General features: G+C 57.0%; 9 protein-coding genes. 3 read left to right on the forward strand and 6 right to left on the reverse strand.

Features of this window, described 5'->3' with window-relative positions:
• Nucleotides 1-112 precede the first annotated feature (112 nt).
• Nucleotides 113-1,828, reverse strand: a complete 1,716-nt coding sequence (gene olsF / locus ACE38U_RS11350) for a bifunctional ornithine lipid synthase OlsF (RefSeq protein WP_375529763.1) — start codon at nt 1,826-1,828, stop codon at nt 113-115.
• A 525-nt stretch (nt 1,829-2,353) separates the two neighbouring features.
• Between olsF and ACE38U_RS11355 the strand changes: the two genes are divergently transcribed.
• Nucleotides 2,354-3,880, forward strand: a complete 1,527-nt coding sequence (locus tag ACE38U_RS11355) for a peptide MFS transporter (protein WP_038479190.1) — start codon at nt 2,354-2,356, stop codon at nt 3,878-3,880.
• Between the two features lie 62 nt (nt 3,881-3,942).
• Here the strand turns inward: ACE38U_RS11355 and ACE38U_RS11360 are convergent, their stop codons facing one another.
• Both ACE38U_RS11360 and ACE38U_RS11365 read right to left on the reverse strand, forming a co-directional pair.
• Entirely contained in the window at nt 3,943-5,211 is a 1,269-nt protein-coding gene (locus tag ACE38U_RS11360) for a chloride channel protein (protein ID WP_375529764.1), read from the reverse strand.
• A 122-nt stretch (nt 5,212-5,333) separates the two neighbouring features.
• Nucleotides 5,334-6,683: an MFS transporter gene (locus ACE38U_RS11365; protein ID WP_375529765.1), complete on the reverse strand. Its 1,350-nt coding sequence runs from the start codon at nt 6,681-6,683 to the stop codon at nt 5,334-5,336.
• A gap of 130 nt (nt 6,684-6,813) precedes the next feature.
• Here ACE38U_RS11365 and ACE38U_RS11370 point away from each other — a divergent pair, with 130 nt between their 5' ends.
• Entirely contained in the window at nt 6,814-7,707 is an 894-nt protein-coding gene (locus tag ACE38U_RS11370; RefSeq protein WP_375529766.1) for a LysR substrate-binding domain-containing protein, read from the forward strand.
• Nucleotides 7,708-8,462: 755 nt separating this feature from the next.
• Here the strand turns inward: ACE38U_RS11370 and ACE38U_RS11375 are convergent.
• From ACE38U_RS11375 to ACE38U_RS11385, 3 genes are read right to left on the reverse strand one after another with little or no spacing between them, the layout of a single operon-like run.
• Nucleotides 8,463-10,025: a DHA2 family efflux MFS transporter permease subunit gene (locus ACE38U_RS11375; protein ID WP_375529767.1), complete on the reverse strand. Its 1,563-nt coding sequence runs from the start codon at nt 10,023-10,025 to the stop codon at nt 8,463-8,465.
• Nucleotides 10,022-11,065 (reverse strand): HlyD family secretion protein, encoded by a 1,044-nt coding sequence (locus tag ACE38U_RS11380; protein ID WP_255483314.1) that lies wholly within the window; start codon nt 11,063-11,065, stop codon nt 10,022-10,024. The genes ACE38U_RS11375 and ACE38U_RS11380 overlap by 4 nt, the downstream gene beginning before the upstream one ends.
• Nucleotides 11,065-11,607, reverse strand: coding sequence for a winged helix-turn-helix transcriptional regulator (locus tag ACE38U_RS11385; protein ID WP_375529768.1), 543 nt, complete (start codon nt 11,605-11,607; stop codon nt 11,065-11,067). The genes ACE38U_RS11380 and ACE38U_RS11385 overlap by 1 nt, the downstream gene beginning before the upstream one ends.
• 276 nt (nt 11,608-11,883) lie before the next feature.
• Here ACE38U_RS11385 and ACE38U_RS11390 point away from each other — a divergent pair, with 276 nt between their 5' ends.
• Complete coding sequence (locus ACE38U_RS11390) at nt 11,884-13,047, forward strand: methyl-accepting chemotaxis protein (protein WP_038479211.1); 1,164 nt, start codon at nt 11,884-11,886, stop codon at nt 13,045-13,047.
• Nucleotides 13,048-13,093 lie beyond the last annotated feature (46 nt).

Here is a 13,093-nt window from a genome sequence, read left to right on the forward strand (position 1 = left end):
TTGTCGGCGGAAATAAGGAAAACAGCGAGAATTGTACCACTAAAAATGTGGTCAATGGGCTTTGCCAACCGAGAGTGAGGCGGGAGGCTGTTTCTCCCGCCTTAAAGAACTGCTATGCCTGCCCCGATAAATGCATCCCGACGTACCGCTCGTAGCGGCTCTTTTTCAGGAACGTTAAATCAACCAAAACCAGCCCGTCGACGCAGTTGTTGAAGGCCGGATCGCTGCCGAAATCAATAAACTGTACGCCGCCCGGTTCGCAGAGTTCTGAATACTGCTTATAGAGGGTCGGAATGCCGCAGCCCATATTACTGAGCAGGGATTTTAAGCGCGTCAGATCTTCACCGTAGTCTTCCCCTTTGAACTGCGCCAGCACGGCGGGAAGGCTCGCCGGGTATGGGCTACGCGAGGCGGCAAGCGGATGACTCGCCGGGAACCACAGTCGGTAAAACGCCACCAGAAGATCTCGTGCGTCCGGCGGCAGGCCTCCGGAAATAGATACCGGGCCAAACAGATAGCGGTACTGCGGGTAACGGGCGAGATAAGCGCCAATGCCCGACCATAAATAGTCCAGGCCACGGCGGCCCCAGTAGCGAGGCTGAATAAAGCTGCGCCCCAGCTCGATACCGTGCTGCAGCACATTGTCCATCTTCTCGTCGTAGTGAAACAGGCTGTAGCTGTACAGCCCATCTACGCCGCGTTTTTCAATCTGGCGTGCGGTTGGCATAAAGCGGTATGCGCCGACGATCTCCAGATCCTGTTCGTCCCAGAGGATCAGATGCAGGTAATCGTCATCATAACGATCCAGATCCCGGCGTTTGCCGCACCCTTCACCCACGGCGCGAAAGGCAATCTCACGCAGCCGCCCCAGCTCGCGCAGCAGCGGAGCCTCTTCTTTTGAGTCGCTGCGCTGCCAAAGATAAATCACTTTGTCGTCGGCGGTGCGGCCCAGGCATTCCGCTTTTGCCAGCTCCCGGCGCAGCGTGGCGCGGTCTTCCGCCCGGGCAATGGCGCTTTCCGTCGTGAACTTGCCTGAAAGTCCTTTGCCCAGCAGCTGAACGTGCTGGCGGCACTTCTTAGCCAGCTCTCGCGGGGCCTGCTGCGGGCTATGCCAGCTTTCCCACGGAATACGCTGACCAAGGGTTACCGGCAGGTTGGAGTTGCGGCGGCGAAACATCTGCTGCATCAGCAGCACCATCGGCAGCGCAGGGGAAACCAGCGCGCTGGCATAAAACAGTGCGCTGTTCCGGGCATGAATAAACGCCGGCAGCAGCGGCACGCGGTATTTTGCGGCAAGCTTAATAAAGCCGGTGTGCCAGTGCCCGTCGGCAATGCCCTGGCGAGATAAACGAGAAACTTCGCCCGCCGGGAAGAAAATCAGCACGCCGCCGTTTTGCAGCTGCCTGTCCATCAGCACAAGAGACGATTTAGGCGTGCGGCCATTGATATTGTCGACCGGAATAAACAGCGAACTCAGCGGCTCGAGGTGATTAAGCAGGCGGTTGGTCACCACTTTGACATCCCGGCGAACGCGGGAAACGGCGTACAGCAGCGCCAGCCCGTCAAGGGTGCCGGTTGGGTGGTTGGACATAATCACCACGGGGCCGTGTTCGGGGATGTTTTCTAATTCGCGGGGAGAGATATTGCAGCGGATGTGTAGGTGATCCAGGACTTGTTCAATCATATCCAGCCCGCGGAGGTGCGGATGATTGTTGGCAAAGGCCTGGAATTCTTCCTCATGCAGCAGGCGTCTTAACAGGTTTTTTTGCCAGGGCGCGGGCCTTGCCTGGGGCCACAGGTCGTCAAGTACGTTATCGAGACTAAACATATTCGCTCCTCTTACCGTTCTGGGCACGACGGTAGAAGATCAAGATGAACGTTGCGTGTCAGCGAGGTGACGTTTCAGGGATGTGTATATGGAACAGGTCGCGTCGATTTTTTATCCTTCCGGACTAGATTCGTGGACTAATAACGAGGTATTTGGCTCAGTTGACAGAGTAAACCCGGAGGAAGAGTAGGTTAAATAGTGGTGTTGCGTGAAAGAAACGTAATAATATTTAATATATTGTTTTTAAAGTGTTTTATTGCACGTGATGAGGCATTTTGTTGTCAAGCGTTAAGCGCATTTAATGAAAGTTTTATATCGTAAAATGAGAGTTAAATCGACTTTTACTCTAAAAAGCATCAATTAAGCAATAAAGTTGCTCTACCCCTTGCCTGTTTTTCGAAGATCTACGCTACAGTAGCCGCCGCTGGCGGAATGCCAGCCTATGATTAAAAAACAGCAACAGAACGCCGTGAGCGGCGTTTTATCAACACCGCATCAAAAAAGATAACCTATGGGAGTTCACAGATGAGTCACTCTGCGACAAAAACAAAAACCTTTTTCGGGCATCCGTACCCGTTAAGTTCGCTCTTCCTCACCGAAATGTGGGAACGTTTTTCCTTCTACGGGGTTCGCCCGCTGCTCATTCTGTTTATGAGTGCGGCGCTGCTTCAGGGCGGGATGGGGCTGCCGATTGAGCAGGCTTCCGCGATTGTCGGTATTTTCGCCGGCGGCGTGTACATCACCTCTTTACCGGGCGGCTGGCTGGCCGATAACTGGCTCGGGCAGCGCCGCGCCGTTTGGTATGGCTCGCTGATTATTGCGCTGGGGCATCTCTCGATTGCGCTGTCGGCATTCGTGGGCAACACCTTCTTCTTTGTCGGCCTGCTGCTGATCGTCCTGGGAACCGGGTTGTTCAAAACCTGTATTACCGTGATGGTCGGGACGCTGTACAAAAAAGAAGATACCCGCCGCGACGGGGGCTTTTCGCTGTTTTACATGGGCATCAACATGGGCTCGTTTATCGCCCCGCTGATCATCGGCCCGCTGCATGAGAAATACGGCTGGCACATGGGCTTTGGCCTGGGCGGGCTGGGCATGCTGGTTGCGCTGTTCATCTTCCGCTTCTACGCCATTCCGCAAATGCGCCGCTACGACAAAGAAGTCGGGCTGGACTCCACCTGGAATCACCCGACGACCGAGCGTAAAAACGTCGGTAAATGGGTAACGCTTGCGATGGTGCTGCTAGCCGGGCTGGTGGTGCTGATCGCCAACGGGACAATTCCATTCAACCCGACGGTTATCGCCAAAAGCTCCGCGTACATTATTTCCACCTGCGTGGGCCTCTACTTCCTGTTCATGTTCTTCTTTGCCGGGTTAACCAGCAGCGAGCGTTCACGCCTGCTGGCCTGCCTGATCCTGCTGGTTGCGGCGGCATTCTTCTGGTCTGCCTTCGAGCAGAAGCCGACCTCCTTCAACATCTTTGCGCGTGACTACACCGACCGCCAGATGGGCAGCTTCGAAATCCCGACCATTTGGTTCCAGTCGATCAACGCGCTGTTTATTATCCTGCTGGCACCGGTGTTTAGCTGGTTCTGGCCGTCGCTGGCTAAGCGCAACCTTAACCCGAGCAGCATGACGAAGTTCGTTATCGGCATTCTGTTTGCGGCGGCAGGCTTTGCGGTAATGATGGCGGCAGCAAACCAGGTGCTGGCGACGCAGAGCGGCGTTTCTCCGTTCTGGCTGGTCGGAAGCATCCTGCTGCTGACCCTCGGCGAGCTTTGCCTCAGCCCGATTGGCCTGGCAACCATGACCCTGCTGGCACCGCAGAAAATGCGTGGCCAGGTGATGGGGCTGTGGTTCTGCGCCAGCGCGCTGGGCAATCTCGCGGCGGGTATCATGGGCGGGCATATCAAAAAGGATCAGCTTAGCTCGATGCCGGAGCTGTTCTCCCACGTGTCTATTGCCCTGGTCATCTGCGCCATTGTGCTGGCTGCGCTGATTATTCCGGTGAGAAGCATGCTGAGAAATGCGGACGCCAACGAAGCCAAATAACGGCTTTTAAACATCTTGCCCGGTAACCTTCTGCGGGTTACCGGGTTTTACCCCGAAGAGATTCAGTACTGATACTTCTTATCCAAAACCCGGCAGGTCGTATAGGCTCCGGCGGCACACAGCAGCGCAGGGGCAAAATAGCTGTGGTCCATATGGGTAAACTCCATCACCAGCACCACGGCCGTTACCGGCATCTGCATCGAAGCGGCCAAAAACGCGGCCCCGCCGACCAGCGCAAAGCTGCCCACGTCCCCGCCAGGGAAGACAAACTGCCAGACCACGGCCAGCAGCAGGCTCAGCAAAGCACCCACCGTTAAGCCCGGCGTCAGCAACCCTCCCTCAGCGCCACCGCGCAGGACGGCGAGGATCACCAGCATTTTCAGCGCCAGCAGTATCGCGGCATAGTCAACGCTCAGGCCATTACTAATGGCAAGCTGCATTGGGCCTTTGCCGTTGCCCGGCAGCTGTGGGAACCACAGGCTAAGCGCTGCCAGCAGCGCAAAGGCCAACAGGCAAAATACCGGCATCTGCCAGTTGGTTTTTACCTGCGTTCTCACTTTGGTTGTCGCTTTGCGAAACAGCCAGGCGGCATAGCCGAGCAGCGGGCTGACCACAATGGCCCAGGCTATAAACGCGTGGGGAAGCGCAAAAGAGGCGAAGTGATACTGCGATTCATCCCCCAGTCCAAGCGTCGCAACCCAGGCCGCCACCGCAGAGGTGATGACCGCCGCCAGCGCTTTCTCCCAGCTAAACGAAAGCAGCAAGACCTCGAGGGTGAACAGCGCCCCGGCCAGAGGAACGTTATACACCGCAGCAAGGCCTGCGCCCGCACCGCAGGCAATCAGCGTGCGGGTTTCGTCCGGCGGCAGGCTGAACTTCCGCGCGAGAATACCCGCCGCCAGCGCGCCCATTTCTCGAGGAGCAACTTCACGCCCAAGCGGTGAACCCAGCGCGACGGTGATGATTTGCAGCAATGCATGAATAGTGGTGGTGCCGGTCGGCATCGGCACCGCAGGATTGGCGACGGCAGCGGCAATAGACACTCTCTTTTTGCCGTAACGCGCCAGCAGCCACCAGCCAAACCCGGCGACGGCGCCACCGCCAATAATTGCGGCCACGCGGCGCAGATGCGAGGCATCAGTTACGCCCTGAAGAAACGTCTCGCTGCCCACCAGTTGGTCGATGCTGTAGCCAAAAGCCAGATGCTGAATAGCGTGTAAAATCAGCGCGAGAAGCATGCCCGCTATACCGGCGAGGATGCCGGTAAGTACCACAGCAGCCAGGCGTCCAGGGTAGTTTTTAGCATCAGCCTGTTCAGTTGGCTGGGTCATATCGGGATCCTTAACGCGGGGAAAACTGGATGATAAGGGAGAAGAATTAAACATTTAGTATAAATGTAGCATTCATCATGCCCGAGTCATCCCGGCTTTTCCCGGCGTAAAATCCCTCCGGTTCAGTGAGCTTTCTGGCATGCGGCTATCAGCATGCCTGCCAAAGCAGCACCGCACAGCAGCCGGAAGGCGGTTGCCCAGTCGCCCATATCAGGGGCCTGCCCGAGAACAACCGAGAGTACCGCCAGCATCATTGCCCCCGCCATATACTGGCTGGTGGCCATCAGCGCGCTGGCGCGTCCCTGCTGGGCGAGCGGAGTGGCTGAAAGGCCGACGGCGAACATCGCGGGGAAGATTAACCCGTGGCCAATCCCGCTGAGCGCAATCCCGCCGATAAAGACCGCAGACAGCGGCGACGCTAAGCCGACGGAAATCAGCCACAGCCCCAGCGCCGAACAGGCGAACCCGGCGGCCAATACGGTTGCGTTGGCGTAGCGGGCGGTCAGGCGGGTATACAGCGCATTGCCCGCCACGATAAGCAGCGCGAGCGGCGTGAACATCAGCCCGGTGGTGACGGCATCCTGCTGCAAAGTCTGCTGCCAAAGTAGGGTCATGGCGTAAAACTGGCTGCCAACGCTTGCCATATAACAGGCGCTGCTGAGCCAGCCTGTTTGCAAGCCCGGCAGGGCGCGAAGCGAGCGGGCCAGTAACGGCTGAGGCGCATAGCGCTCGTGCAGGATAAACAAGATCCCCATGGCAACGGCGATGCGATTAGCCAGATAGTCGGCCTGCCCGGTTTCGCCATAGCGCATCAGCGCCCATACCAGCGCTCCGGCGGCGAAACAGCCCACCAGCGAACCCATGCCTGGCCGCTGTGCCTCCCCCTGCGGGCTGAGCGGTAAAAAATCCCGCCGAACCAGCCAGAGTGCGATAAGCCCCGGCGGCACGTTAATAAAGAAAATGGTTCGCCAGTCCAGCGCGGCCAGTATGCCGCCCAGCATCACGCCCGCGACTAATCCCAGCGCGCCGATAGCGCTCCAGATTGCCAGCGCCCGCCGATGCGCCTCGCCGTGAAACCGTTGCGCCATCAGCGCCAGAACGGCAGGCTGCAGCAACGCCGCCGCCATCCCTTGCCCGCAGCGGGCGGCGAGCAGCAACGTGCCGTTTTGCGCCAGTCCGCCCAGCACCGAAGAAAGTAGAAACAGCGCCATGCCGAGGCTGAACATGCGGCGAGCGCCAAGCCGATCGCACAGGCTACCACCCGCCAGCAACAGGGCGGCAAACGCCAGGCCATAGAGGGAAACAACCCACTGCATCTCGCTGAGAGAAAGGTTTAGATCCTCAGCCAGCGTAGGCAGCGCGACGTAGACAATCGCATAGTCCAGCGCGATCAGCGCCTGCGCTATTCCCGGCGCGAACAAAGCGCTATAGCGCCCGGAAGCGGCGGCGGGTACCGCATAAGTTTGTGTCATCGGCGTTTCCTGCTATTTTCTTTTAGATGAATAAGTTTCATCAATTAATGTGCGTGGATAACAGGCTACGCCTTTATTTATAGTGCAATCAAAATCATATTATTCAGCAAAGGATGAGTTAAATTCATTCATGAAGAATCGTCGACTTCCGCCACTCACGGCCGTTCGGGCCTTTGACGCCGTGGCCCGCCACGCCAGTTTTAAAGCCGCGGCTGACGAAATTGGCGTCACGCCTACCGCCATCAGCCACCAAATCCGCCTGCTGGAGGACTCGCTGGAGCAGCGGTTATTCATTCGTTCGGCTCGCGGTGTGGCGCCCACCCCGGCGGGGGAGATTCTGTTTCGTGCTTCCGGGAACATTTTCACCACGCTGCGGGACGCCGTTGAGTCTATAGCCACGATCTCTCACCCCGGCACGCTCACGCTCAGCACCACCTCGAATTTCCTGACTAACTGGCTGGTACCGCGTTTGCCTGCTTTGCATCAGCGTTATTCCTCGCTGGAGCTGCGCTTTCACAGCAGCGTGGCGCTGGCCGATCTCAACGGCACCACGGCGGACTGCGCCGTGCGCTACAGCATGCAGGCCGACGAATCTCTCGACAGCACGCTGCTGCATAGCGACAGGTTTGTGCTGGTGGCCAGCCCGCAGCTGAAGCTCAGGAGCGTGAAGGATCTGCCGGGGATGACGCTCTTCCATATTGATAACCGCCACGTGCCGAGCCCGGAGCCCAGCTGGCAGCACTGGAAATCGGTATTTGGGCCGGAGAATTTGGACGTGCAGACCGGGATTCATTTTGATGACGAAACGCATGCGATTCAGGCGGCCATTGCCGGACAGGGGATCTTGCTGGCGAGCGAACTGCTGATTCGCCGCGCGCTTCAGCAGGGGCTATTGCATATCGCGCTGCCGGGCGCGCTCCCTGGAGCGAATTACTACTTTGTCAGCAGCCGCGAAAAGGCCAGGAGAGAGGACGTGCAGCAGGTTAAGGCGTGGCTGCAGCAGGCGTTTCAGGCTGGAGAGTAGGGTTGCCCCACCTTTTTTGCCTCTTTGTCACAAATATCCATGATTATGCAGGACTGGTTAATATTCCGTTCACTTCCAGCCTTGTTTTATATGCAGCAGCCGCACCGGTGAACGTGTTCGGGGGATAATGCCATCCCCCGAACAGCCCCGGCGCCCGGCGAGCTCATCGCCGCTGAAGCGGTAAACCCACCGGCTATCACCCAAACATTCGGGGTCGTTCGCGATCCGTTCCCGACGATCGCTCTCTTTCGCTGCTCCCGGCAGCTCAACCCCGCCTGAGTTGGGTCATAACCGGGGGCGATGAGAGCCGGGGAGCAATTCCACCCTCACCCCGGCCCTCTCCCAGAGGGAGAGGGGGAAAACAGCCAAAGTGGAACATTTTTTATTCCCTCTCCTTTCCAGGGAGAGGGTGAGGGTAAAAATAAGAAGCGAGGCACGGTTCCGGCTTAAATCGCCTCCGTTTTTTCTCCGACTGGCCAGGGTCCGGACGTCGGGAACGGCCGGAGGCTGAGAGCGTCGGGAACGCATCTCAGGCGACCCAGGACTGGGAGATAAAACGGAGGTCTGCCGCTTTAGCGGTCGATTTATTTGGCCGGGAGTCCGGGGTCTCGGGGGAATGACGGTGATTCTCCCGAGACGTTCACCGGTTCGGTGGTGACATATGAAACTGTACTGGAAGTGAACGGAACCTTAGCCGATCTTTCAGAATGCTTATTTGTGACTAAGAGACAGCTCACCAGGAGAGGAACCATCTATCAGTGTGCCGGCGGTTTTTTCATTAACGGAACCAGCATCGCAGCAATCAAAAAACCGATCATGATCAGGTAAAAAGCATCCGAAAACGCCTGCGTTCGCGCCTCGCGCAGCGCGAGGGTAGAAAGGTTTTTTAGCGCCCCGCTGGTGGCGGCATCCGGCGATAAACCCTGCGCGGTGAGGCTTGCTGCGCCGCGTTGGACGAAATCCGTCATCGCCAGGTTAGCGGTGTTGAGATGGTCTGCCAGGCGGCTGTAGTGCAGATTGGTTCTGTCATTCAGCACCGTGCCGCACAGGGCGATGCCGATAGCGCCGCCCAGGTTACGCATCAAATTGAACAGGCCGGAGGCGAGCTTAAGTCGCGCAGGCGGCAGGCTGCCCAGGGTTAGCGTGACGGTCGGTGCGACGGCGAACTGCTGCGCAAGGCCACGAAACGCCTGCGGAAGCAGCAGCTGATCGCCACCCCAGTCGTGGGTAATTGGCACAAAGCTGTACATCGAAATAGCAAAGCCAATAAGCCCTGCCATCAGCAGCCAGCGCAGATCCACCCGGTTGGCCAGCCACGAATAAAACGGAATCGACATCACCTGGAACAGGCCGGTAGAAAACACGGCGAGGCCGATTTCCAGAGCGCTAAAGCCACGTACGGTGCCGAGATACAGCGGTGTTAAATAGATCGTGGCGAAAATGCCCACCCCGGCCATAAATGAGAAATAGCAGCCCAGGCTAAACGTTCTGTCTTTTAGCGCCCGGAGATCCATCACCGGCTGCGCATGGCGCAGGGTTCGAATAATAAAGGCGATACCGCACAGCAGCGCTATCCAGCCTGTGGTGGCGATGGTGCTGTCATCAAACCAGCCCCAGCGCGGGCCTTCTTCCAGCGTGTATTCCAGGCACCCGAGCGAAGCCGCCAGCAGCAAAATACTGAAATAGTCTGCGCCGCGCAGCAGGGAAAAATCTGGGGTATCTACCTTCACCAGTAGCGGGACGGCTACGGCGATATAAATCCCCGGGATCACGTTAATAAAGAACAGCCAGTGCCAGTTAAAGTTTTCGGTGATCCAGCCGCCCACGGTTGGGCCCAGCGTCGGTGCCAGAGAAGCCAGTCCGCCAATGGTCGCGGCGGCGATAACCCGCTGTTTGCCCTGGAAGAAGGCGAAAGCGGTGGTAAACACCAGCGGGATCATTGAACCGCCCGCCAGCCCCTGCAGGGCGCGAAACGCAATCATGCTTTGAATATTCCACGCCCAGCCGCACAGCAGGCTCATCAGCGTGAAGCCTGCCGCCGAGGCGGCAAACAGCCAGCGGGTGGACATCACCCTTGAGAGCCAGCCGGACAGCGGAATAATAATGATCTCGGCGATCAGGTAGCTGGTCTGCACCCAGACGGTTTCGTCATCCCCCGCAGAAAGGCCGCCGCCGATGTCCCGCAGCGAAGCAGAAACGATTTGGATATCAATCAGCGCAATAAACATCCCCACGCACATGCTGGCAAAGGCGAAGATCTTTTTTGCCATCGGCATAGAGATGCCCTGCGGCATCGGTGCGGCCTGGGCGGTGCTCATCGCGTACTCTTTTGATCGACGGTCACGATGACCGAGAGTCCCGGACGAAGCACATCCAGTTTTGCGCCGTCACCTTCCAGCGCGATCCGCACCGGCACGCGCTGGACGATTTTGGTGAAGTTGCCCGTGGCATTTTCCGCCGGGAGAATACTAAAGCGAGAGCCGGTGGCAGGTGACACGCTGGCGATATGCCCTTTAAAAGTGCGGTTCGGCAGCACGTCGGCGACGACGGTCACCGGCAAACCGGCACGCATATTTGCCAGTTGGTTCTCTTTGAAATTAGCGTCGACCCACAGCCCGTGTGAAGGCACCAGCGAGAGCAGCTGCGTGCCGCTGGTGACGAAGGAGCCTGACCATGCGCGGCGGTTGCCGATTACGCCGTCAAAAGGCGCGCGAATTTCCGTATAGCTGAGATTCAGCTTCGCCATAGTCAGATTAGCCTGCGCCTGTTCCAGCGCGGCCTGAGTTTGTTTTTCGCGCGCGTCCAGCACGGCCAGCTGGCGCTCGGCAACGGCTCTGTCCGCCTGAGCCTTGCCCTGTTCGGCCCGCGCCCGGCGATAATCCGCAGAGGCGTTATCGCGAATCTGGGCTGAAATCGCGCTTGAGGCTTCCAGCGCGTTATAGCGGCGGTTGTCGTTGGCTGACTTCTCCGTGGCCGCCGCTGCGGCAGCGACCGAGGCGGACGAACCCTGGATAGTGGCCTGCTGCAGCTGGCGTGTCGCGGCAATATCCGCCAGCGCGGCCTGCTGAGCGGCAACTTCACCCTGGGCTTTTGTCAGCGCGGCCTGGTAGTCGCGGTCATCAATGCGAATAAGAAGGTCGCCTTTTTTCACCGCCATGTTGTCCTGCACGGCAATCTGCTGAATATAGCCGGACACTTTGGTGGAAATGGCGCTGATATCGCCCCCGATATAGGCGTCGTCAGTGGACTGAATAAAACGCCCGCTGTGCCACCACCAGGCGCCGTAGCCTGCCGCCGCTAACACCGCTGCGCCGAGGACGGTCAGCGTAATCAATTTTTTCTTATGGGCGGCGTTCATCACTGAGGTTCTCTGTACGGTTCTGGCTGGAATTTAAGCCCGGTATCACCGGCGTGCTTGCGCTGCAGGTAGTCGTGGCGGTACTTCATCATTGGCGAGGCGGCCGGGCCCGGCACCATGGTGTATTTTCCGGGGACAATCGGCTCCCCGGTTTCTTTGTCGGCGAGGATGGGTTCCACCGGGCGCTGGGTTTCGCTTTCTACCAGCTGCATCTGCCGCCCTTCTGGGGCGAAGTGGCGGTTTCCCCATTCAGCCAGCGCCAGCAGCACCATACGGAAGTCGCGCCCGCGCTGGGTGAGATGGTACTCATAGCGAGGCGGCGAGCTGCTGTAGCAAACCTTTTCCAGCAAACCGTCGTCGACCAGCTCCTTCAGGCGCCGCGAGAGAATATTGGGCGCGACGTTACTGCTTTTTTGGAACTCGTCGAAGCGGGTAAAACCGGCTAATGCGTCCCGAAGGATCATGATGCTCCAGCTGTCGCCGATGCGGCCGAGGCTGCGGGAGATGGGGCAGGGGGCGCTGCAAAGAGGTTCGTTTTTCATGGATCGATCCGATGGCGGGTTATCGTCTGGCGACAAATTGACATAGTGACTATCAAAATGCAAGTCACTAAGGGTCTGACAGCTGTGCTACATTGTTGGTGTCATAACGTCGCGGATATATTCAGAAAGTCGTCGCTCTTAAACGAAAAGTGCGGCTTTAAAATCCTTCCAGTTGCCTTATGTCGAGATATAACTCTAATCTTTTTTGCTGGATGGATTTTCCATAAATCCAGGTAATAAATAATATACCCGCCCGAGCCATTTACAGGATTACCTATGCTTAAGAATGCAAGCGTTCGAAGCGTCATTGCCCTTTTCTTGGCTGTATCCTTTTTAGTTATTGATCTTTTGGCGTTCGCTTTATCCGCAAATGTTACAATTTTAGCCATGCTTAATATTGCATGGGTGGCGATACTCTTCACTCTCTGGACGTACATGACGATATATCTTGTACGGCCGATTAATCATGTTAAGAGAAGTATTGATGAAATTAACTCGGGGAATTTATCGGTACATATCCCTGAGTTTGGTAATAATTGCGCCGGGCGATTAATACCTGGCATAAATACGCTTTCGGCTGAAATTACGACCCTGGTGATGGATATTCGTAAATCTTCTCAGTCGGCCAAACTGCTGTCCGAAAGCCTGGCGCAGCAAAGCGCTACGCTGTCGGTCAAAACCGAGCAGCAGTCAGCAATGCTGATTCAAACGGCCTCCAGCATGGAGCAAATTTCGGCAGGGACTAAAAATAATGCCGACAGCACCCGCCAGCTGAGCGGGATTACCAGCGGTGCGCATCGCTCGGCTAATCACGGCAGCGACCTGATGCAGAAGCTGACCACCAACATGACCTCAATAACCGACTGTGCCAACAAGATGACGGAAATTATCACCATCATCGACAGCATCGCCTTCCAGACCAACATTCTGGCGCTGAATGCGGCGGTTGAAGCGGCCCGTGCCGGTGAGCATGGCAAAGGATTTGCGGTGGTCGCCGGTGAGGTCAGAAACCTGGCCCATAAAAGCTCGGAATCGGCCAAGAACATCAAGTCGTTAATTGATATTACCAACCAAAATGTTTTGCAGGGCGCAAGCCTCGTCTCCGAAGCGGAAAAAAATATGAAGGATATTGTTTCCGGCTCAGAAAATATCGACGACCTGATGGGCCATATATTTATTTCCACTAACGAACAGGAAAAAGGGATTCAGCAAATTACCACGGCGTTGTCCGAACTGGAGAAAGTCACCCAGGGGAACGTCGCGGTTGTCGAAGAGCTGGCGGGTTCTTCAGAAGTGCTGAATAAACAGGTCTTCGAGCTGGAAAAAAGAACTAACGGTTTACATCTGGGCGACAGCGATGAGGCGAGAGTAATATTACCGACGCCGCCAGCGCCGCGCAGAATGTTAAAAAAAGAAGAAGAACACTGGCAGACATTTTAAAATTTAGTCTTTTTTCGAAAAAAAAAGCCCTGGGGTATTACTGCTC

The organism is Cedecea selenatireducens, from assembly GCF_042138895.1.
Lineage (GTDB): Bacteria > Pseudomonadota > Gammaproteobacteria > Enterobacterales > Enterobacteriaceae > Cedecea > Cedecea selenatireducens.